This is a genomic window from Bacteroidota bacterium, assembly GCA_016715945.1.
Taxonomy (GTDB): Bacteria; Bacteroidota; Bacteroidia; order Bacteroidales; family F082; genus JALNZU01.
The window spans coordinates 1,206,954-1,229,227 of sequence record JADJXJ010000001.1 but is presented as its reverse complement, the minus strand read 5'-3'; the positions used below and the strand labels follow the sequence as shown (position 1 = coordinate 1,229,227).

Annotated in this window: 12 protein-coding genes, 2 tRNA genes and 3 rRNA genes; 9 read left to right on the top strand and 8 right to left on the bottom strand. The window is 49.3% G+C overall.

Annotation, left to right across the window (positions count from 1 at the left end):
- Positions 1-17 precede the first annotated feature (17 nt).
- Complete coding sequence (locus tag IPM52_04690; GenBank protein ID MBK9290903.1) at positions 18-752, bottom strand: superoxide dismutase; 735 nt, start codon at positions 750-752, stop codon at positions 18-20.
- Positions 753-1,052: 300 nt separating this feature from the next.
- Here IPM52_04690 and arcC point away from each other — a divergent pair, with 300 nt between their 5' ends.
- Entirely contained in the window at positions 1,053-1,997 is a 945-nt protein-coding gene (gene arcC, locus IPM52_04685) for a carbamate kinase (GenBank protein MBK9290902.1), read from the top strand.
- Positions 1,998-2,079: 82 nt separating this feature from the next.
- On the opposite strand, the gene IPM52_04680 is transcribed toward arcC, so the two are convergent.
- The 4 genes from IPM52_04680 to IPM52_04665 all read right to left on the bottom strand — a co-directional run bounded on the left by IPM52_04680 (position 2,080) and on the right by IPM52_04665 (position 6,244).
- Positions 2,080-2,718 (bottom strand): redox-sensing transcriptional repressor Rex, encoded by a 639-nt coding sequence (locus IPM52_04680; GenBank protein MBK9290901.1) that lies wholly within the window; start codon positions 2,716-2,718, stop codon positions 2,080-2,082.
- Between the two features lie 141 nt (positions 2,719-2,859).
- Positions 2,860-3,228: a hypothetical protein gene (locus IPM52_04675; protein ID MBK9290900.1), complete on the bottom strand. Its 369-nt coding sequence runs from the start codon at positions 3,226-3,228 to the stop codon at positions 2,860-2,862.
- A 91-nt stretch (positions 3,229-3,319) separates the two neighbouring features.
- Entirely contained in the window at positions 3,320-4,399 is a 1,080-nt protein-coding gene (locus IPM52_04670; protein MBK9290899.1) for a T9SS type A sorting domain-containing protein, read from the bottom strand.
- A gap of 60 nt (positions 4,400-4,459) precedes the next feature.
- Entirely contained in the window at positions 4,460-6,244 is a 1,785-nt protein-coding gene (locus tag IPM52_04665) for an arginine--tRNA ligase (GenBank protein MBK9290898.1), read from the bottom strand.
- Between the two features lie 300 nt (positions 6,245-6,544).
- Between IPM52_04665 and IPM52_04660 the strand changes: the two genes are divergently transcribed.
- The 3 genes from IPM52_04660 (at position 6,545) to carB (ending at position 12,417) form a co-directional block, all read left to right on the top strand.
- Positions 6,545-7,882: a GTPase gene (locus tag IPM52_04660; protein ID MBK9290897.1), complete on the top strand. Its 1,338-nt coding sequence runs from the start codon at positions 6,545-6,547 to the stop codon at positions 7,880-7,882.
- Between the two features lie 228 nt (positions 7,883-8,110).
- On the top strand, positions 8,111-9,205 hold the full coding sequence (gene carA, locus IPM52_04655) for a glutamine-hydrolyzing carbamoyl-phosphate synthase small subunit (GenBank protein ID MBK9290896.1): 1,095 nt from the start codon (positions 8,111-8,113) through the stop codon (positions 9,203-9,205).
- A complete protein-coding gene (gene carB, locus IPM52_04650; protein ID MBK9290895.1) occupies positions 9,187-12,417 on the top strand; it encodes a carbamoyl-phosphate synthase (glutamine-hydrolyzing) large subunit in 3,231 nt (1,076 codons plus the stop codon). The genes carA and carB overlap by 19 nt, the downstream gene beginning before the upstream one ends.
- Here carB and IPM52_04645 read toward each other — a convergent pair.
- Positions 12,402-13,229: an ion transporter gene (locus tag IPM52_04645; protein ID MBK9290894.1), complete on the bottom strand. Its 828-nt coding sequence runs from the start codon at positions 13,227-13,229 to the stop codon at positions 12,402-12,404. The genes carB and IPM52_04645 overlap by 16 nt on opposite strands.
- Positions 13,226-14,029: a TIGR02757 family protein gene (locus tag IPM52_04640; protein ID MBK9290893.1), complete on the bottom strand. Its 804-nt coding sequence runs from the start codon at positions 14,027-14,029 to the stop codon at positions 13,226-13,228. The genes IPM52_04645 and IPM52_04640 overlap by 4 nt, the downstream gene beginning before the upstream one ends.
- 826 nt (positions 14,030-14,855) lie before the next feature.
- Here IPM52_04640 and IPM52_04635 point away from each other — a divergent pair.
- The 5 genes from IPM52_04635 to rrf all read left to right on the top strand — a co-directional run bounded on the left by IPM52_04635 (position 14,856) and on the right by rrf (position 20,418).
- A 16S ribosomal RNA gene (locus IPM52_04635) occupies positions 14,856-16,375 on the top strand.
- Between the two features lie 262 nt (positions 16,376-16,637).
- Positions 16,638-16,711 (top strand) — tRNA-Ile (locus tag IPM52_04630).
- Between the two features lie 87 nt (positions 16,712-16,798).
- Positions 16,799-16,872 (top strand) — tRNA-Ala (locus tag IPM52_04625).
- 294 nt (positions 16,873-17,166) lie between these two features.
- A 23S ribosomal RNA gene (locus tag IPM52_04620) occupies positions 17,167-20,090 on the top strand.
- A gap of 215 nt (positions 20,091-20,305) precedes the next feature.
- Positions 20,306-20,418 (top strand): 5S ribosomal RNA (rrf, locus tag IPM52_04615).
- The 16S, 23S and 5S rRNA genes sit together here with 2 tRNA genes alongside, the layout of an rRNA operon.
- Before the next feature lie 94 nt (positions 20,419-20,512).
- Here the strand turns inward: rrf and IPM52_04610 are convergent.
- Positions 20,513-22,216 (bottom strand): T9SS type A sorting domain-containing protein, encoded by a 1,704-nt coding sequence (locus IPM52_04610; protein ID MBK9290892.1) that lies wholly within the window; start codon positions 22,214-22,216, stop codon positions 20,513-20,515.
- Positions 22,217-22,274 lie beyond the last annotated feature (58 nt).

Sequence of the window (22,274 nt, the reverse complement as noted above, 5' to 3'; positions counted from 1 at the left end):
AATACCCTGGAATATTTTTATTTGATGGCTTGTTCGTAAAGTTCTTCCACTGCTTTCCAGTTGACCACACTCCAGAATGCCGACATGTAGCTGCCACGCATGTTCTGATAACGCAGGTAATAGGCATGTTCCCAAACGTCCAGTCCGAGTATGGGTGTTCCGCGCTTTTCAACCACATCCATCAGGGGGTTGTCCTGGTTTGGGGTCGAACTGATAAACAGATTTTTGTCCTTGTCCACACTCAGCCAGGCCCATCCGCTACCAAAACGCTGGGCGCCAGCCTGTTCAAATTGCTTTTTGAATTCGTCGAACGAGCCAAACTGTGCTTTGATCGCTTCAGCGAGTTTACCACCGGGCTCACCACCACCATCGGGCGACATGATGTTCCAGAACAACTGGTGGTTGTAGTGGCCGCCACCGTTGTTGCGCACTGCCATGGGAAATTTGCTCATATTGGCAAAGATCTGTTCCAGCGTAAGGTATTCCATTTCAGTTCCCTGAATGGCTTTGGTAAAATTGTTGAAATATGCCCTGTGGTGCCTGTCGTAATGAATCTCCATGGTCTTGGCATCAATGGCCTTTTCGAGTGCATCGTAAGGGTAGGGCAGGGGGGCAAACTGATGCACAACTTTTTCACCCTGAAGCATCTCGGCAGCCTGAGCTGCGGGGGCCTTCTGTTGCATTTCGCGGGCCTGCTGCATGGCAGCCTGTCCTTTCTCACGCGTTGCCTTCGAATTTTGATTTTGTGCCATCAGTCCTGAAGCTGATACAGCAGCGAGGATAAGTGTCAGCATTGTTTTTTTCATGTCATTTACATTTGGTTATATGGAACAAAAATACCCCATTGCCGGTTCATCCGACTGCCATTAAAACAGGCTATGTATTTGATTTAACATGATTTAACAGCTTTAACTTTAGCTGCTCAACATGTCCGGCCAGTTGCGCTTTGGGAGATATTCTCTTGTGAAAAAAATCACAATAGCTGGTTGCAGGCACGACATAATTTTTAACTTTGCATCTTTAAAGCATTGAAAAACCGATACTATAAGGATATGAAAAAACTTGCAGTTGTTGCATTTGGGGGAAATGCGCTGCTCCGCGGCAACCAGAAAGGAACCATTGATGAGCAGGAAGCCAATGCCTACGATGCCTGTTCGAATCTGATCACCCTCATCGAAAAGAATTACAACATTGTCATCACGCATGGCAACGGGCCGCAGGTTGGCAATATTTTGCTTGCCAATACTGCTGGTCACAAATTGTATGGTTTGCCCGATATGCCTCTGGACATCAGTGTGGCTTATTCCCAGGGTTTTATTGGGTACGTGATCGAGCAGCAGCTTCGTAATGTGTTGATGGCCAAGGATATGGACAGGGATATTATTTCTATCATTACCCAGGTTCTGGTAAACAAGGACGATCCGGCCTTTCTTAATCCCACCAAACCCATCGGGCCTTTCTACACGCGTGAAGAGGCTGAGCAGATCATGGCCGAAACCAAGGCAGTTTTCAAGGAAGATGCGCGCGGACGTGGCTGGCGCAAGGTAGTGGCTTCGCCTACACCTCTGGTTATTTTCAACAGGCAGACCATCGAAAAAATTGCCCGCGAAGGCCATATCGTGATTGCCGTTGGCGGTGGCGGTATCCCTTGCTTCTATGTGGAAAGCAATAAATTGCAGGGTATTGATGCGGTGATTGATAAAGACCTTGCCAGCTCGCTGCTTGCTTCGCAGATCAGGGCAGATAAGTTCTTTATTTTAACTGACGTGCCCAAGGTTTGTATCAATTTCAACACCCCGCAGGAAAAGGCCCTCGATAAGCTCACAATTGCCGAAGCAAAGCGTTACCTCGACGAAGGGCAGTTTGGCGAAGGAAGCATGGCTCCCAAAATCAGGGCTGCCATCAATTTCGTTGAGCGAAGCGGCAAAGAGGCTATCATCACAGAGTCAACCTTGCTGAATGATGAAAGCGCAGGTACGCGAATCACCATTGTTTGACCACAGCACTTGCTAACCGTAAAAAATGAAAGGCTGCGATCCGTTGGATGCAGCCTTTCGCTTTTAGTGAAATAGAAATGCATTAAACAATTTTCTGTTCATTGAGTTTCACATAAAACGCCACCTTTTCCAGCGAGGTAATCATGTCATATTCTTCCAGGTACACATCATCCGGCACATTGACAGGTTTCGGAGTGTAGTTGAGTATGCCTTTAATTCCGGCTTTGACCAGCAGGTCAGCAGTTTGTGTCGAAAATTCAGCCGGGACAGTCATGATTCCGATCCGGATGTTCTTTTCTTTTACCACCTGAGGCAGGTCGTCGATGCTGTAGCAAGGCACCCCCGACATCACATTGCCTATTTTATCGGGATTGATGTCGAAGCTGGCCACAATGCGCAGATGCGATCGTTTTCCTGCAAAATAATTGATCAGCGCGCGGCCCAGGTTGCCCATGCCGACAATGGCCACATTGATACCTTCTTTTGAGTCGATGATCTCGCCAATCAGATCGATGAGTTCTTTCACATTGTACCCTTTGCGAAGCGTACCTGTATAACCTATGAGCATGAGGTCGCGCCTTACCTGCACAGCCGTAATGTGCTGAATACGGGCTATTTCATGGGAATAAATGTGGGTCTGCCCCTTTTCGAGGCAGATCAGCAGCGCCCGCCTGTACTGGCTGAGCCGCTCAATGGTTTTGTGCGGCAGATTGTATTTCATTGTCTTAATGTGGTTTGGACAAAGCGCAAAAGTAAAACGATTGTGAACAAAAAAACAAGACAAAATGTGAAAAACTTCACATTGTTAGAAAATTTTTCACAATCCGGGAGAAATGCCTGAGACACCAGCAGGTAAGGAAGTTTAGCGACTTGTCTGTTCCAGCTCTTTGTTTACCACCAGAATATAGTAGTCGTTCTCTATTGGCAGATAGCCCTGGTCATACACATAGTAATATGTTTTCTGTTCGCGGGTGGTGTAGATGCTGGTGATCGGGCCAAATACAAAACCTTCTTTCAGTAGGGTGGATTTTTTGACTTTTGTTTTTCCGCTGGTGTTCAGCGATTTCAGTATGTTGTAATTTCTGCGGAGCTGGTTGTTGACCGAACGGATCAGGCTTTCGCCGGAAGCATGTTTTCGCTGATGATGGGCTGACCTGCACTGGTCATTGCAGAATTTTTTGTCGGCCCGACCCATGAGCGGTTCGCCACATTCGAGGCATCTGCGTTCCATGTGTTTGGAGATTAGGTATGATTGGCAATACGAAAATAAAAAAAGACGGGTTATTCTGAACCCGTCTTTTTCTTTCTTATGATTTTAGTTTTCAGCGGATCACAAGTTTTTGCACCGCTGCATGCTGACCGTCGTTGAGGACGATGTAGTAAAGTCCTGGTTTTAGTCCGCCGATGTTGATGTCCTGCTTGCCGGTGAAAAGCTGTTCCGATGCAACCAGCCTGCCGTTCAGGTCGGTAATCTGCACTTTAGGTTGGTTCATGGCATGGGTGATACGGACTTGTTGTCCGCTGGCAGGGTTTGGAAATACTTCAAAGCGGTTGCTATTGGTTTCGGCCAATGTGGTAACTGCAGTGATGGTGAATGCATTATCGAGCTGCAGGTTGTTTACTTTCAGGTGGTAAGTTCCTGCAGCAGCAGTGAGAGGAATGTTAAATTCGGCCTGAAGTTGTGTGCTGGAGTTGACAGTAACAGCTTGTGCGTTGATGGTTTGGTTCGGATTGGAAGCAAGTGTCAGCTGCACCGTAGGGCTTGTGCCTGTCCACCCGGTATTTGTGCCTGTAATTGTGAGTGTTACTGTTTGTCCTTGCGCTGCTGTATTGGGCTGTACGGCGGTTAAAGCAGCCGGAGCCATGGGTTGCACGCTGAAACTGGTCTTGTAAATCACGTCGCCGCTTGTGCCATTGTTGCTGTTTGAAGCATTCACGGCTGCGTAGAATGTGATCTCGCCCTGGGCTGAGGCAGGCGCTGTCCAGTTCATCACCCAGCTGGTTGTGCCTCCGGTGGCTGCGGTGCCTCCCGAGGTATGTGTAACAGCTTTACCCTGATTGAGCAGTTTGGTGCGGTTGGACTGCACAACAGAAAATACGCCTGTTTTCTGTGCCTGGGCGGTTTCAGCGGTCAGTTCGAAACCAAATTTCGACGAACTGGCATGCTGGGCATTGAGCACCACCTCATACGTTGCTCCGGGGGTGTAGCCCTCAGGGGGAATGTTGGTGCTGATCCAGCCCGACTGACTGATGGCCGTGCCACTGTGGCATGCTGTGCAGGTTTGGTTGCCGTCGCCCGGACTGCCTGTACGGCCTCCGGGACTTCCGCTGCTATTGGCAATCAAAAGCAGGATGCCCGGCATCAGTGTGATGAGCAAAAGGAATTTGTTGATGTACTTCATAGTTGAATTGTTTTTTGCAATAATGCAAAGTAAACAATTCAAACTGTGCGAAGTTCTAAATTACATCTTAGCAGGCATTTTTATTCCAAGCAGACCGCCGGCATGGGTGAGTGTTTCGGCTACTTTTTCGCTCAGGCACAACCTGATCTGACGTTTCACCTCGTCGGTTTCTTTCAGCACCGGTTCGGTCTGGTAAAATTGGTTGAACTCCTTTGCCAGCTCATACATGTAGTTGGCAATGAGCGCAGGGCTGCGGTTTTCGCCGGCTTGCCAAACGGTATTTGGGTATTGATGAAGTAGTTTGATAAGTGTGCGTTCCTTGGCCGGCAGGGTCTCGGTTTCAGGTATTTCGCTGATTGTCTGCATCCCCTGAGCTTCTGCCTTTCGAAGCAACGACCGGATACGGGCGTGGGTATATTGGATAAAAGGCCCGGTATTGCCGTTGAAGTCGATAGATTCGGTCGGATTGAAAAGCATGGTTTTTTTAGGATCCACCTTCAGAATGAAGTACTTAAGGGCGCCCATCCCGATTGTTTCGAAGAGTTTCTCAGCCTCTTCTTTGTCCAATTCGTCCGCTTTACCGAGTTCGGAAGTCATTTTGCGGGCGGTTTCGACCATTTCCTCCATGAGGTCGTCGGCATCCACCACCGTGCCTTCACGCGATTTCATCTTCCCTTCGGGCAGTTCAACCATGCCATACGACAGGTGTTCGATGTGATCAGCCCATTCTTTTCCAAGTTTTTTGAGAATGCGTTTCAGTACATCGAAGTGGTAGTTTTGTTCGTTACCTACCACGTAGATCATCTGGTTGGCCTGAAATTCCGACATTCGTTGTTCCGCAGTTCCCAGGTCCTGCGTGATGTACACAGAGGTGCCATCGGCGCGCAATAGCAATTTTTCGTCCAGGCCTTCTTCGCGCAGGTCGCACCACACGCTGCCGTCGGGTCTGCGGTAGAATGCGCCCATGGCAAGCCCTTGGGCAACCATGTCCTTGCCAAGAAGATAAGTCTCCGATTCGTAGTATATCTTTTCGAAATCTACACCGAGCCTTGCGTAAGTGGCATTAAACCCTTCATAGACCCAGGCGTTCATCGTCTCCCAGAGCTTGCGAATTTCGGGGTCGCCGGCTTCCCATTTGCGGAGCATTTCCTGGGCTTCCAGCATCAGAGGCGCATTGCGGGCGGCTTCTTCCTCGCTCCATCCCTCGCTTTTTAGCTCTTCTATCTGTTGCTTGTATGCTTTGTCGAATCGCACGTACATGTCGCCCACAAGTTTGTCGCCTTTCACACCGAGCTCCAGCGGGCTTTTGCCGCCCCATTTCTGCCATGCCAGCATCGACTTGCAGATGTGTATGCCGCGATCGTTGACCAGATTGACTTTTGTGACTTTGTGACCGTTGGCTTTGAGAATCTCGGCCACACTCCAGCCCAGCAGGTTGTTTCGAATGTGCCCGAGGTGCAGCGGTTTGTTGGTGTTGGGCGAGGAATATTCGATAACGATATGTTTGGGCGAAGGATGAACAATCAGGTCAAATTTTCCGGTTCGGCGAAGCTTTTTGAGGTAACCCAGCCAGTAGCTGTCATCAATCTCAATATTCAGGAAGCCTTTGATGACATTGTAGTCCTTAACCAGACGATAGGTGCGTTTCAATTCTGTGCCAATCTCTTCAGCGAGCACTTCCGGCGCTTTCTTGATTCCCTTTGCAAACGGAAACACCACGATGGTTACATCGCCACGAAATTCAGGTCTGGTGGGTTGGAAAACTACGAATTTCAGCTCCGGGTGTATTCCATACAAATGTTGAAAGGCTTCGATGAAAGCCTCTTTGAGAATCTGGTCAAGCATTGCCACGCATTTAATTCGAGTTGCAAAAGTAAAAAAAGCTGCAAGTAAATATGATTCAAAATCAGGTACCGGTGGGGACTTTAGTGTTAATTTATAACAAATGAATTGCGCTTTTTGCCCGCAAATTGCGGTGAAATATGAATTTTGTGCCTTTCATTGTTAAAAAAATAACAATTTAAAATATTGAAAATCAATATAATAGAAATTTAAAATCATTATAAATTGAAGAATAACTACTTTAAACAGCCAGATTGGTTAATTTTGTTGCAAACGTACCACTTAACACAAAAGTTATCAGTTATGAAACAAAGAGTTATTATCATCGGTGCCGCAGGGCGCGATTTCCACAATTTCAACACTTATTTCCGTAATAAGCCTGAATATGAGGTGGTTGCATTTACCGCAGCTCAGATACCTGATATTGATGGTCGTAAATATCCGGCAGAACTGGCCGGAGACCTGTATCCCGATGGTATTCCGATCTATAACGAAGAAGACCTGCCAAAGCTGATTGTAGAGCTGAATGCCGACATTTGCGTGTTCTCCTACAGCGATGTTACATACAATAAGGTGATGGGGCTGAGTGCGATAGTAAACGCAGCCGGAGCCAACTTCATGCTTCTGGGTCCCAAAGACACCATGATCCGGAGTACCAAACCTGTAATCGCAGTGGGTGCAGTGCGCACCGGCTGCGGAAAAAGCCAGACCTCGCGCAAGGTGGTCGAATACCTCATGGCCAAAGGACTAAAAGTGGTGGCAGTTCGTCATCCCATGCCCTATGGCAATCTGGTGGCACAGAAGGTCCAGCGCTTTGCCACGGTGGAAGACCTGGCTTTGCACAACTGCACTGTGGAGGAAATGGAAGAATACGAACCGCATGTGGTAAGAGGCAATGTGATTTATGCCGGAGTGGATTATGAGGCTATCCTTCGTGCAGCTGAGAACGATCCCAATGGATGCGATGTGGTGCTGTGGGATGGTGGAAACAACGATTTTCCGTTCTTCAAGCCGGACCTCACCATCACCGTTGCCGACCCGCACCGTCCCGGTCATGAGCTGTCGTATTATCCGGGAGAGGTTACACTCCGCATTGCCGATGTGGTGGTAATCAACAAAATTGACAGTGCTGCGCCCGAGCACATCCAGACCGTACGCGAGAACATCGAAAAAGTTAATCCGAAAGCTCTGGTTATTGATGGTGCCTCACCAATCCGCGTCGATAATCCGGAAGTTATCCGCGGCAAGCGCGTCCTGGTGGTCGAAGATGGCCCAACCCTCACCCATGGCGAAATGAAGATAGGCGCAGGTGTGGTTGCTGCCCGCCGTTTTGGTGCTGCAAGCCTTGTAGATCCGCGCCCGTATCTGGTTGGCCGGTTGAAAGAAACATTTGACATTTATCCCGGAATCGGTACGCTGCTGCCTGCCATGGGCTATGGCGAACAGCAGCTCAAAGACCTCGAAGCTACCATCAACAACACCGATTGCGATGGCGTGGTTATCGGAACCCCCATCGACCTGAACCGCATCATCAAGATCAATAAACCCAATACCAGGGTGTATTACGATCTGCAGGAGATCGGATCGCCTACCCTCGATGAGGTGCTTACCGATTTTATTAAAAAGCATAATCTTGGCTGATAAACTCTATAACGAAAAGCCGGCTCAATTCTCTGGGCCGGCTTTTTTTTCATCCCTGCATCCCCATCCTGCAATATTATTTTACTTTTGTCACCCGGACATGAAGCAAACCGGAGATATCCTTTTTCAAACCTGCACAGGTCTCATCAGCCCGGCATTACCCGGGTACTTACCATTGATATTTTGTTTTGACGGCACTTGCCGTCATTTTTTTTATCTGCCAAACCCATGAGCAATTCATCCAAACCTACTACTGCCCGCCTCGTTCTTGAAGATGGAACTGAGTACGCAGGCTTTTCATTTGGTGCCCGCCTGCCTGCTGCCGGCGAACTGGTATTTACCACAGCCATGACCGGTTATCCGGAGAGCCTGACCGATCCCTCCTATGCAGGTCAGATCATTGTTCTCACTTATCCTTCGGTCGGTAATTACGGCGTGCCTGCTGGCCACCTCACTGAGGGCTTGCATACCTATTTCGAATCGGATAGAATCCATGCGGCAGGACTGATCATCGCAGATTATTCGGAGCGATACAACCACTGGAATGCAGCCCGCAGTTTGTCGGACTGGCTTGAAGAGCAGGGGGTTCCGGGAATTTATGGGCTTGATACCCGCATGCTCACAAAAAAAATAAGGGCAGAAGGTAGCATGCTTGCCAGGATTGAATTTGACAGCGAAATACCATTTTTCGATCCATCGCGTACAAATCTTGTTGCGCAGGTGAGCTGTAAGGCCCCCGTGATCTATGGCAATGGACAGCACAGGATTTTGCTGATTGATTGTGGCGTGAAAACAAATATCATTCGTTATCTACTCAGATACGATACCACAGTGGTGCGTGTGCCCTGGGATTTCGATCCGCAGCAGGTACAATACGATGGTCTTTTCATATCCAACGGTCCGGGCGACCCTGTGCAATGTGAAAAAACTATAGCGCATTTAAGGAAGTCGCTCGATGATGAGCGACCGATATTTGGCATTTGTCTCGGTCACCAGCTCTTATCGCTGGCTTCAGGCGCCACAACACAAAAGCTAAGGTTTGGCCACAGGGGGCACAACCAGCCTGTGCTCGAAACAGGAACCCAACGTGCCTGGCTTACCTCACAAAACCATGGTTATGCCGTTGTGCCGGATTCCATACCCGAGGGCTGGTTGCCCGGTTTTATCAACCTGAACGATCATAGCAACGAGGGCATCCGGCATTTAAAGAAACCCTTCTTCAGCACGCAGTTTCATCCCGAAGCGGCAGGAGGCCCGACGGATACCTCGTTTATGTTCAACCGGTTCATCGAAAATATTAAAGCATGGAAACAAAAACATTGAAATCGGTATTGCTACTCGGTTCGGGGGCACTGAAAATCGGGGAAGCAGGAGAGTTCGACTACAGTGGAGCACAGGCACTTAAAGCACTAAGGGAGGAAGGGTTGCGGACAATCCTCATCAATCCTAATATCGCCACAGTACAGACCAACCAGGATTTTGCCGATGAGATTTATTTCCTGCCGGTAACGCCCTATTTCGTGGAGCGGATAATCGAGAAAGAAAGGCCCGAGGGCATCCTGCTGGCGTTTGGAGGACAAACTGCACTCAATTGTGGTGTAGCACTTTACAAGCAGGGCGTGCTGCAGAAATATGGCGTGAAGGTGCTGGGTACGCCTGTCGAAGCAATAATGCGTACCGAGGATCGTGAGGAATTTGCCTCTTTGCTGCGCGAGTCTGGCATTACCACTCCACGTTCCATTGCAGTTTCGAATGTGGACGACGCAATCAAAGCAGCCGGCGAAATTGGTTTTCCGGTCATTGTGCGGGCTGCATACACCCTGGGCGGACAGGGCAGCGGGTTTTGCAACAATACAGGCGAACTGCTTAATCTGGCCAATACAGCCCTGGCATATGCACCACAGATACTTATTGAAGAATCCCTCAAAGGATGGAAAGAGATTGAATATGAGGTAGTTCGCGATTCTTTCGACAATTGCATCACCGTTTGCAATATGGAGAACTTCGATCCGCTGGGCATCCATACCGGCGAAAGCATCGTGGTTGCTCCTTCCCAAACCCTGAGCAACAGCGAATACCACAAGCTGCGGAGGTTATCCATCGAAATCGCCCGAAAGGTCGGAATAGTTGGCGAATGCAATGTTCAGTTTGCCCTCGACCCCAACTCGGAAGACTACAGGGTGATCGAGATGAATGCGCGATTGTCGCGTTCAAGTGCCCTGGCCTCAAAAGCAACGGGTTATCCGCTGGCATTTGTGGCTGCCAAACTTGCACTCGGTTACGGATTGCATGAGTTGCGAAACAAGGTCACAGGCACCACACCTGCCTTTTTCGAACCGGCTTTGGATTATCTGGTCGTAAAAATACCACGTTGGGACCTTGGTAAGTTTCAGGGCGTTTCGCGCGAGATTGGTTCTGCCATGAAAAGTGTGGGCGAAGTGATGGCCATCGGACGGTCGTTCGAGGAAGCTATCCAGAAAGGACTGCGCATGACCGGCATTGGTGTGCATGGCTTTGTCGGAAATCGTGACTTTGAATTCGACAATGTCGAAAAAGCGCTCAGTCAACCTACCGACCAACGGATTTTTGCCATTGAAGAGGCATATAATCAGGGATATAGCGTTGAAGAGGTTTATGAGCTGACCAAAATTGACCGTTGGTTTCTGCAAAAGCTGTTCCAGATTCACGAGACATCTGAGGAACTTAAAGGTCAACAGTTTCCTGAGCTCGATCCATTCTTGCTTGCCAAAGCAAAAAGGCAGGGATTCAGCGATTTTCAGCTGGCGCGGCTGGTTTTTGGTGCCGAATTCGATGGCTCAACAGATGAGCAAGCCCTCAAAATCAGAAATTTGAGAATGCAGCTAGGTTTGCTTCCGGTGGTGAAACAAATCGACACCCTCGCTGCTGAATACCCTGCAAACACCAACTATCTTTATCTGACCTACCACGGGACAGAACACGATGTGAATTTTGAGCACGACGACAAATCCGTTTTGGTGCTCGGATCAGGTGCTTACCGCATTGGCAGCAGTGTGGAGTTCGATTGGTCAGCAGTGAGCACTTTGGGTGCATTGGCTGCCCAAAATCTCCGTCCGGTGATGATTAACTACAATCCCGAAACCGTCAGCACCGATTACGATATGAGCCATCGGCTTTATTTTGAGGAGCTTAGCCTTGAAAGGGTCTTGGATATCGTGGAGCTGGAGCATCCGCTCGGAACAGTAGTTTCGGTAGGAGGACAGATACCCAACAACCTTGCCATCAGGCTTTTCCGGCAGGGAGTCAGGATTTTGGGTACTTCTCCCGAAATGATTGATATGGCCGAAGACCGGCATAAGTTTTCAGCTTTGCTCGACAGGCTTGGGATTGATCAGCCCCGTTGGCGTGAGCTGAGTGCGATGGACGAAATTGAGGAGTTTGCCGATCAGGTTGGGTTTCCGCTGCTTGTGCGTCCTTCCTATGTGCTGTCGGGAGCCGCAATGAATGTGGTGAGCAACAAGGCCGAACTTCATCACTTTCTGACTTTGGCAAGCAAGGTGTCCAGGCAGCATCCGGTAGTTGTTTCACAGTTTATCACCGAGGCGAAGGAAATCGAGATGGACGCAGTGGCCAGCAAAGGCGAAATTGTTGTTTACGCCATCAGCGAACATATTGAATTTGCCGGTGTGCATTCTGGCGATGCCACCATAATGTTTCCGCCCCAAAAAGTATATGTCGAAACGATACGACGCATCAAACGCATCAGCCGCCAGATTGCCAAAGCGCTCAACATCACCGGGCCGTTCAACATCCAGTTTCTGGCCCGTGATAACGATGTGATGGTCATAGAGTGCAATCTGAGGGCATCCCGTTCATTTCCATTTGTAAGTAAGGTGCTCAATACCAATTTTATAGACTTTGCCACGCGTGCCATGCTGGGGCTTCCGACCGAAAAACCGGAAAGGTCGCTGTTCGATATTGAGCATGTTGGCGTAAAAGCATCTCAGTTTTCATTCGCCAGGTTGAGCAAAGCTGATCCTGTGCTTGGCGTCGAGATGGCAAGCACCGGCGAGGTGGGCTGTATAGGCGATGATTATTACGAGGCAGTGTTGAAAGCCATGCTTTCGGTAGGATACCACATTCCCAAAAAAGGCGTACTCATGTCGTCGGGTCCGATGCGTTCGAAGACCGAATTATTGCAAAGCTCAAGATTGCTACGGCAGATGGGATTGAAAATTTATGCCACGGGCGGAACATTTCGCTTTCTTACCGAGAACGGTATTGAGGCAGAGCTTGTTCATTGGCCTGATGTTCCGCAATCGCCCAATGCCCTCGAGCTGATCAAACAGCATCGGGTAGATCTGGTAATCAATATCCCGAAAAATCTGACGGAAAGTGAGTTGCGCAACGATTATTCGATTCGTCGGGCTGCAGTTGATTTCAACATTCCCCTGATCACCAATGCACGCCTGGCCAGTGCATTTGTCTATGCCATCAGCCGGTACAGCCCCGAAGAGCTAAGTGTTCGCAGCTGGTCGTCCTATTTCTCCTCATGATGAGGCAGTCGGGCTCCACAATTGCTGCAAAAATTTGCCGATCTGGAGAATGACTCTTTCCCACAGGAGGTGCATGCCCGGCTGATGATTTGGTCTTTTTTTTGACGTGTCATTTCTGAAGTGATGATTCCGGTTGGCACGGCAATGATGGCATAACCAACGAGCATCAGGAGCGAGGCAAGGAATTTACCTAAAGGTGTTACCGGAGTGATGTCGCCAAAACCAACCGTAGTAATGGTTACCACCGCCCAGTAAATAGATGTGGGAATGCTGGTGAAGCCCGCTTCTGGACCTTCAATGAGATACATCAACGTTCCGACAATAGTAACGATGATACTCACCGTCCCGAAGAAGACAAGGATCTTTTCGCGCGAATGTTTGAGTGCATGCAGCAAATAAATCGAGGCCTGGGTAAACTTAACCAGCTTGAGGATACGAAATACCCGCATCAGGCGGAGCAACCTTATTATTAGAAGGTATTGCGCACCTGTGAAAAACAGACTCAGGTAGGTTGGTACAATCGACAGCAGATCAATGATTCCCCAGAAACTGAAGACGTATTTCCTTTTGACCGGGCTTACGATAATCCGGACCACATACTCGATTGTGAAAAGAATTGTGAAAACCCACTCCAGGGTAAGAAGCAGAGTAAAATGGTCATTGTGATAACTTTCGACGCTGTCGGTGAGTACGATGAGCACACTCAGCAGGATGAGCACCAGCAGTACCTCGTCGAATATTCGACCTGCCCGCGTATGATGCTCAAAGATGATGGTGTACCATCGTTTTTTCCAATCCTCTTTCCGGTTCATGCGTGGCTGATTTGAAGAATTTCACTCCGGTTTTCGTACATCCCACCGCAAAATAACGCAATATCGTATTTTACCGGGTCATCGGTGTCGAATTTCTTCAGGCTTTCCGTCAGCCTGCATGCAGCTGACCAATTATCCTGTTTCTCTGCTATCAGCCCAAGCGCACGCGCCATTCTGCCACTGTGCACGTCCAGGGGGCAAATCAGGGTGGAGGCAGAAACTCCTTTCCAAAGACCAAAATCGATGCCCGAAGAGTCCTTTCGCACCATCCACCTGAAATACATATTCATACGTTTACTTGCCGAACCGCGCGCAGGGCTGGGAAGGTGCCTGGCCGTTCGTGGCTCATGAGCAACGGAGAGCAATGCTTTTCGGAGCAATTCTAAAGCGCCGAAGGCCCCCTCTTCGTTGAATCCTTGGGTCACCACCTGCTCAATCCCTCCTTCCTCCTGGTAAACTTTCCGCAAACCCCACACCAGTGTGAGACAATCCGTAGCATTAAAAGTGCGGTGAACGAAGCTTTCCAGACGGTTCAGTTCAATTTTTCCTGCAAATCGCACAAAATCATAGGGTTGCATATCCATCAACTCCATGAGCTGAAACGACTTTTTTAAAATGGTTTTCCTCTGGCCCCAGGAAAATATTGCAGCAAACAGACCTGAAATTTCTATGTCCTCCTTCTTTGTGAACTGGTGAGGAACCCAAACCGGGTCGTTTTCGATGAATTCCGGCCGGTTGTATTTTTCCAACCAGGAATCCAGCAGTTCTTTCACTTTGATCTTGTCTGTGGTACGATACATCTGCCCAAAATTCGGAAAAAATGCCAGACCGGAACAAACGACACAGCTGTCCGGCAAAATACTCGTTTTGGCCACTATGGGCCATCCAGGAATAATTCGGTGAGGCTGACAACAACATCATATTATCAATCATGCCTGTAGCGTCGCCACAATTTTGTAAAATATCCTCAGCCTTACCGGACGAAACAGAAATGCAGCCTTCATCAATACGCAACCCCCGCTAATTAAGTTTAACGACTCAGCTTTTACTGGTCTTGCTCAAAGCAGTTTGTCGATAAGCTGAGTTCTTTTTTGGGGTCGATCCTTTACGTTATGTCGCGTGGTTTATGCTTTTTTCTATCATTTGGCGCACCGGCAACTCGTACCGGATCGCGCTTTAAGCGCATGGGAGGGAAGTTCCTCAGCGTTCCATCCGCTCTTTTTCCGGAATAACCCGGTTCGCCTCGACCCAACTGAGGCATGTTGCCTGCTAGCACGTGACAATTCGAAAAAAACGACTCAAAAAATATTGTTGATAGACAATGGATTATAAAAAACTTAAAATTTTTTCTCTAAAAGTGTTTTGTATTTTGGATAAAGTTTCTACTTTTGCACTCCCGTTTTGCAGGCAGAGAGTTTGGAAGAGGGAGGCAGGCGGGAGCAAACGAGTTCTTTGAACTATTGGAGCCAAAAAGCCAGAGGAAGTCAGGTATTTCTTTGTGGTCATGCGATGGTCACGGGTTTTACCAAGCTTTCGGGCGCAAGAGAGTCAATTCACGGATATAATAGGATAGCGAGAGGCCGGGGGTAACTACTTCGAAGGTATTAATTTTATAAAGGAACAAATACTATGGAGAGTTTGATCCTGGCTCAGGATGAACGCTAGCGGCAGGCTTAATACATGCAAGTCGAACGGTAAGCGGGTAGCGATACCTGCCTAGAGTGGCGCACGGGTGCGTAACGCGTATGCAACCTACCTTTAACTGGGGGATAGCCCGGAGAAATTCGGATTAATACCCCATAGTAACACTGATGGGCATCTGTTGGTGTTTAAAGCTTTTGCGGTTAGAGATGGGCATGCGTTCCATTAGCTAGTTGGTGTGGTAACGGCAGACCAAGGCTACGATGGATAGGGGACCTGAGAGGGCGATCCCCCACACTGGTACTGAGACACGGACCAGACTCCTACGGGAGGGCAGCAGTAAGGAATATTGGGCAATGGACGCAAGTCTGACCCAGCCATGCCGCGTGCAGGAAGACGGCCTTATGGGTTGTAAACTGCTTTTGTCAGGGAATAAAAGCCTGTACGGGATACGGGTTTGCAGGTACCTGAAGAATAAGCATCGGCTAACTCCGTGCCAGCAGCCGCGGTAATACGGAGGATGCGAGCGTTATCCGGATTCATTGGGTTTAAAGGGTGCGCAGGCGGGCGAATAAGTCAGGGTGAAATTCCACGGCTCAACTGTGGGTCTGCCTTTGATACTGTTTGTCTTGAGTTTAGTTGAGGTGGGCGGAATGTAGCATGTAGCGGTGAAATGCATAGATATGCTACAGAACACCGATAGCGGAGGCAGCTCACAAGCTATAACTGACGCTCATGCACGAAAGCGTGGGGATCAAACAGGATTAGATACCCTGGTAGTCCACGCTGTAAACGATGATCACTCGTTGTTGGCGATAAACAGTCAGCGGCTAAGCGAAAGTGATAAGTGATCCACCTGGGGAGTACGATCGCAAGGTTGAAACTCAAAGGAATTGACGGGGGCCCGCACAAGCGGTGGAGCATGTGGTTTAATTCGATGATACGCGAGGAACCTTACCTGGGCTTGAACGCTTGATGATATTGGGAGAAATCTCAAGTCCCTTCGGGGCGTTGAGCGAGTGCTGCATGGTTGTCGTCAGCTCGTGCCGTGAGGTGTCGGGTTAAGTCCCATAACGAGCGCAACCCCTATCATTAGTTGCCAACAGGTTAGGCTGGGGACTCTAATGAAACTGCCTACGCAAGTAGAGAGGAAGGTGGGGATGACGTCAAATCAGCACGGCCCTTACGTCCAGGGCTACACACGTGCTACAATGGCCGGTACAGAGGGCAGCCACCTGGTGACAGGGAGCGAATCTCGAAAGCCGGTCTCAGTTCGGATCGAAGTCTGCAACCCGACTTCGTGAAGCTGGAATCGCTAGTAATCGCGCATCAGCCATGGCGCGGTGAATACGTTCCCGGGCCTTGTACACACCGCCCGTCAAGCCATGGGAGCCGGGGTACCTGAAGTCGGTAACCGCAAGGAGCCGCCTAGGGTAAACTTGGTGACTGGGGCTAAGTCGTAACAAGGTAGCCGTACCGGAAGGTGTGGCTGGAATACCTCCTTTCTGGAGAGGTAGGAAACGACGGTCTTTTGTTAGGATAAGTGGATGACTTTTAGTAAGCAAGGGGCAAGTAAGATTATGACTTATTGGATGATACAGAGAGATGCGTTGATTTTTCTCTGGTTTTTTTTGGGCTTCGATATATGATGACAGAACACAGGGCGAAGAGGAAACTGACCCCAGGGTTAAGACAGTAAGCTGGCAGGAGTGATGCCATAGAGGGAAAACTGCATGAGCCACTGTTGGCCGGATAATTCAGCTACACAGTCCCGTAGCTCAGTTGGTTAGAGCACTACACTGATAATGTAGGGGTCGGCAGTTCGAGTCTGCCCGGGACTACTGAGCAGACGAAAAAGCTGTTGAGTATCCACCTCAATCATTAGCGTTGAAATCGCCTTGAAAGTAATCTGTTGTACCCGTTATTTCGGGGAATTAGCTCAGTTGGCTAGAGCACTAGCTTTGCAAGCTAGGGGTCAAGGGTTCGAATCCCTTATTCTCCACACGGAAATGTTCTTTAGATATTGAGGATGTTTGGACGGCGCTTTGACTTTCTGCCTTTGTCGCAATGTGCAAAGTTGAAATACAGCGCTTAAGGGTTCGACTCCCTTGATCTTCGCAAGAGCGGTTAGTTGATAATCGTGCAAGTTCTTTGACATGGTGACAAACGAGAGACACAAAACTGAGTGAGAGATTAAACTCACACTTGAGCCGGTGTATGGGTTGTTTGGTTGGCAGAGATGCTGATTGGATGGCTTGTACATTGATGGATAACTCAGATACGATAGTTAGTACGGAAGAAAGTGACTAAGGGTGTATGGGGGATGCCTGGGCTCTCAGAGGCGAAGAAGGACGTGATAAGCTGCGAAAAGCATCGGGGAGCTGCAAATGAGCTATGATCCGGTGATATCCGAATGGGGCAACCCCTCCTGATGAAGTCAGGAGATCTGTGGTCTAAAGGATTACAGAGGCGAACCCGCTGAACTGGAAACATCTTAGTAAGCGGAGGAGGAGAAAACAATAGTGATTTCCCAAGTAGTGGCGAGCGAACGGGAAGGAGCCCAAACCGGGATTGTTACGGCAATTTCGGGGTTGTAGGACCTGCGATGTACGTTAATAAATCATAGCGGAACACGGTTGGAAAGCCGGACCATAGGAGGTGATAGTCCTGTATGCGAAATGGTTTATGATGTTAGCGGGTATCCTGAGTAAGGCGGGACCGGAGGAATCCTGTCTGAAACTGGCGGCACCATCCGCCAAGGCTAAATACTCCTGAGAGACCGATAGTGGACCAGTACCGTGAGGGAAAGGTGAAAAGAACCGCGCGCAGCGGAGTGCAATAGAACCTGAAACCATACGCTTACAAGCGGTCGGAGTGCGCCGATGGCGTATGACGGCGTGCCTTTTGCATAATGAGCCTACGAGTTACACCTTTTTGGCGAGGTTAATCTGCTTAGAGCGGAGGAGCCGAAGCGAAAGCGAGTCTGAACAGGGCGTTAAGTCAGAGGGGGTAGACGCGAAACTTTGTGATCTACCCATGGCCAGGTTGAAGGTGCGGTAACACGCACTGGAGGACCGAACCGGTGGTCGTTGAAAAGACTTCGGATGAGCTGTGGGTAGGGGTGAAAGGCTAATCAAACTGAGAGATAGCTCGTACTCCCCGAAATGCCTTTAGGGGCAGCCTTGGGGTAAGAGTGTCATAGAGGTAGAGCTACTGATTGGGCTAGGGGGCTTCACCGCCTACCAAACCCTGACAAACTCCGAATGCTATGACATGTTTAATGGGAGTGAGGGCAAGGGTGCTAAGGTCCTTGCCCGAGAGGGAAAGAACCCGGATCATCAGCTAAGGTCCCCAAATGTATGCTAAGTTGATAAAACGCGGTTTGACTGCATAGACAGCTAGGATGTTGGCTTGGAAGCAGCCATTCATTTAAAGAGTGCGTAACAGCTCACTAGTCGAGCGGTCGGGCATGGATAATAAGCGGGCATAAAGCATACTACCGAAGCTATGGATTGGAGTTACAGGACGGGATGGTAGGGGAGCATTCCAGTCGGCGTGGAAGGTGATGCGTGAGCGTTGCTGGAGCGTCTGGAAAAGCAAATGTAGGCATAAGTAACGATAATTGCGGTGGGAAACCGCAACACCGGAAGACTAAGGTTTCCTGATCAACGTTAATCGGATCAGGGTTAGTCGGGGCCTAAGGCGGACCCGTTGTAGAGGCGGGGTAGTTGATGGACGACTGGTTAATATTCCAGTACTGACTGGTATTGCGAGGGAGTGACAGAGGAGTTAAGGCGTCGCCTGCTGACGGAATAGCAGGTTAAAGGGAGGTAGGTAAATCTGCGGCAGGCAAATCCGCTGCGGATGCTGAGGCCTGATAGTACCGGGATCCTTATAGGAGACTGGATAGTGCGCTGGGTACATACTTTCGAGAAAACCTTCTAAGCATCAGATACCAGTTACCCGTACCGTAAACCGACACAGGTAGTCGAGGAGAGTATCCACAGGTGCTCGAGTGAATCATGGCTAAGGAACTAGGCAAAATAACCCTGTAACTTCGGGAGAAAGGGTCCCGCTGTAAGGCGGGCGCAGAGAAATGGCCCAGGCGACTGTTTAACAAAAACACATGGCTTTGCGAAATCGAAAGATGAGGTATAAGGCCTGACACCTGCCCGGTGCCGGAAGGTTAAGAGGAGATGTCATCCGCCTAAGGCGGAGAAGCATTGAATTGAAGCCCCGGTAAACGGCGGCCGTAACTATAACGGTCCTAAGGTAGCGAAATTCCTTGTCGGGTAAGTTCCGACCTGCACGAATGGTGTAACGATCTGGGCACTGTCTCAGCCATGAGCTCGGTGAAATTGTAGTAGCGGTGAAGATGCCGCTTACCCGCAACGGGACGGAAAGACCCCGTGCACCTTCACTACAACTTAACATTGACATTGGATGCATGATGTGAGGGATAGGTGGGAGACTGCGAGATGGTACCGCCAGGTATCATGGAGTCGACCTTGAAATACCACCCTTTGTGTATTTGATGTCTAATCTGCTTAGTGCGGAGACAGTGTTTGGTGGGTAGTTTGACTGGGGTGGTCGCCTCCCAAAGAGTAACGGAGGCTTCTAAAGGTACCCTCAGTACGGTTGGTAACCGTACGCAGAGTGCAATGGCATAAGGGTGCTTGACTGTGAGACAGACAAGTCGATCAGGTGCGAAAGCAGAGCATAGTGATCCGGTGGTTCCGCATGGAAGGGCCATCGCTCAAAGGATAAAAGGTACGCCGGGGATAACAGGCTGATCACTCCCAAGAGCTCATATCGACGGAGTGGTTTGGCACCTCGATGTCGGCTCGTCACATCCTGGGGCTGGAGGAGGTCCCAAGGGGTTCGGCTGTTCGCCGATTAAAGTGGCACGTGAGCTGGGTTCAGAACGTCGCGAGACAGTTCGGTCCCTATCTGTTGTGGGCGTTGGAAGCTTGAGAGGAGCTGACCTTAGTACGAGAGGACCGGGTTGGACAAACCTCTGGTGTACCTGTTGTGGCGCCAGCTGCATAGCAGGGTAGCTATGTTTGGAGAAGATAAGTGCTGAAAGCATCTAAGCACGAAACTTACCTCAAGATGAGGCTTCCTTAGAGGATCCATGGAGATGACGTGGTAGATAGGCTGCAGGTGTAAAGGTGGTAACATCAAAGCCGAGCAGTACTAATTATCCGAAAGCTTTTTCTGTGGCTGTTGTATTTGAGTAGACTTAGAGAGGGTGAAAGTGAAGAGGGATTTAGTTTTACTTGTGTTTTGTGTCTTGTTTGTCCTGTGTTGATGTGGATGGAATAGGTTAAGGGTAACGGGTTAAGAGTTACGGGTTGCGGGTTGCGGTAAACGCCACTCACTACTCACCACTCACCACTCACCACTCACCACTCACCACCACTCACTAAAGAAATTATGGTGACTATAGCGGCAGGGATCACCTCTTCCCATTCCGAACAGAGAAGTTAAGCCTGCCAGCGCCGATGATACTGCGATACAAACGTGGGAAAGTAGGTCGTCGCCGCCCCATACGAAAACCCCGAACACGAAAGTGTTACGGGGTTTTTTGATTTTTGACCAGCCAGATTTCAGCTAATCCGGCGAAAGGTTTCTATACAACGTCACTCTGCGTAGATGAACCTTTCATTTTGCTGAAAATCGTTCTGAACGAATTGAAGGATATAAACGCCATTTTTCAATGGTGTTCCTTTCAGTAAATCCCTCAAAATCACATTTCCCATTTGCTGAAAATCCAGCTTAGTCTCATAGATTTTTCTGCCACTGAGATCCCTGATTGATACAAGTGCAGGCGTATCGGCGGCTCTCTGGATAATAATTCTGCTGTTTGGGCCTGCCGGATGCGGGAAGATCTGGATGCTGGGGGAAGTTTTCGTGAAAATGTTACCCACAGCGGTTGGGGGTATCGGGCCGAGCGAACCGTCGGCTTTCATGTTTTGTGCGTAAATATCGATGTTGCCACTGCGGTCGTCTTCCCAGGCGATGACCCATTGCCCGTTTGCAAAAGGCGCGAAAACCGTTTTCCCTTTCCCCGAAACTGTACTGCTGATAAATGCGCTCTGTGTCCAGACTGAATCGCCCATACTGTTGAAACGCATGGCTTTGAGCGCACTTGTGGTGGTTGAATATCCATGTTCGAAGAAAAGCACAAATCCGTCGGATTCGGCCTCCACATGCAAAGGTCTGACGTACTGCGTTGTAACGGGGATGAGCTCTTTGCCGCTTTGCGTCCATAGCATTTCACCTGCCGGATTGGTCTTTTGGGCAAACACCCCCCAAAGATTCTGATCCATGTTTTGCTCCCACCATAGTGCATAAACGCCTTCCAGGCCAGATATTTTAAACGGCATGGGGTCGAACTGGTTGCTTGTATGTAACAGGCTGAGGGGGAGCCCGTTGGCCTGCCAGGGCATCTGACCGTTCGACCTGACGTGATTGATACGGGGGGTGGCCGCATTCTGGTTAAATGAGTAATCGTGCCAGGTAATGTAAAAACCGCCAAAGCCGTCGGATATCATGGGCAGAATTTGCGTCCACGCTGTGATCGAACCCAGATTGAAAATCTCCACAGGACTCATCCAGGCCTGTGCGCCCTGAGCATTGAATTTGTGCACATACATTTTTCGTGTCGGCGCCCACGACGGACCGGTGTCGATAAAATATTTCATGAATACTTCGCTGTCGCCCGAAGGAAATAGCTGCGGCCAGCTGAAAGTACCCGTGCCACTGAGAACAATCCCGTTTTCGCCCCATAATTTCTGGCCATCAGGATTAAGTTTCTGCCTGTAAATCACGTTGCTCGATTGCCAGGCCACTACAATGCTCCCATCCGCAAGTGCCGCTACTTTTGGTGAAACGTTGAATCCGCTGTTGTTCGAAAGCAAGATGCCGTCCGAACCCCAGACGAATTCTCCCTGCGGACTGATGCGGTATACAACGATCTGATTATTTCCCGTGCGGATGTCCTGCCAAACCAGTACGGCATGGTTATTGGCATCGGCCGTCATGTCCCAATCGGTGAGCCAGGTCATTGATGGATGCGAGCTTACGAGCACACCATTGTCTTGCCACAACAGCTGCCCCTGTGTGCTCAGGCGCTGAAGGCGTACATTATAATTTCCATTTTCGAGCGAGAAATAACTCACGTAGTAACTTCCATCAGGGCTTTTGGCTACTTTGGGGATGACCTGCTCTCCGGGCAGATTGGTTAATTTAAGATTTTGTGCATGGTCAGTTGACCATTGGGCAAAAGCTGTGATCGATAAAAACGCAAGCATCAAAACGAGAGGCTTAGCTTTACTGTTCATTTTAAATTGAATTTGACCTTCGACCAAAGGTAGTTAAAGGGCAATTTGAATTGAAAAA

Coding starts and splice junctions, on each gene's coding strand:
- IPM52_04690 (MBK9290903.1), bottom strand. CDS start 752: ATGGCACAAAATCAAAATTCGAAGGCAACGCGTGAGAAAGGACAGGCT.
- arcC (MBK9290902.1), top strand. CDS start 1,053: ATGAAAAAACTTGCAGTTGTTGCATTTGGGGGAAATGCGCTGCTCCGC.
- IPM52_04680 (MBK9290901.1), bottom strand. CDS start 2,718: ATGAAATACAATCTGCCGCACAAAACCATTGAGCGGCTCAGCCAGTAC.
- IPM52_04675 (MBK9290900.1), bottom strand. CDS start 3,228: ATGGAACGCAGATGCCTCGAATGTGGCGAACCGCTCATGGGTCGGGCC.
- IPM52_04670 (MBK9290899.1), bottom strand. CDS start 4,399: ATGAAGTACATCAACAAATTCCTTTTGCTCATCACACTGATGCCGGGC.
- IPM52_04665 (MBK9290898.1), bottom strand. CDS start 6,244: ATGCTTGACCAGATTCTCAAAGAGGCTTTCATCGAAGCCTTTCAACAT.
- IPM52_04660 (MBK9290897.1), top strand. CDS start 6,545: ATGAAACAAAGAGTTATTATCATCGGTGCCGCAGGGCGCGATTTCCAC.
- carA (MBK9290896.1), top strand. CDS start 8,111: ATGAGCAATTCATCCAAACCTACTACTGCCCGCCTCGTTCTTGAAGAT.
- carB (MBK9290895.1), top strand. CDS start 9,187: ATGGAAACAAAAACATTGAAATCGGTATTGCTACTCGGTTCGGGGGCA.
- IPM52_04645 (MBK9290894.1), bottom strand. CDS start 13,229: ATGAACCGGAAAGAGGATTGGAAAAAACGATGGTACACCATCATCTTT.
- IPM52_04640 (MBK9290893.1), bottom strand. CDS start 14,029: ATGTATCGTACCACAGACAAGATCAAAGTGAAAGAACTGCTGGATTCC.
- IPM52_04610 (MBK9290892.1), bottom strand. CDS start 22,216: ATGAACAGTAAAGCTAAGCCTCTCGTTTTGATGCTTGCGTTTTTATCG.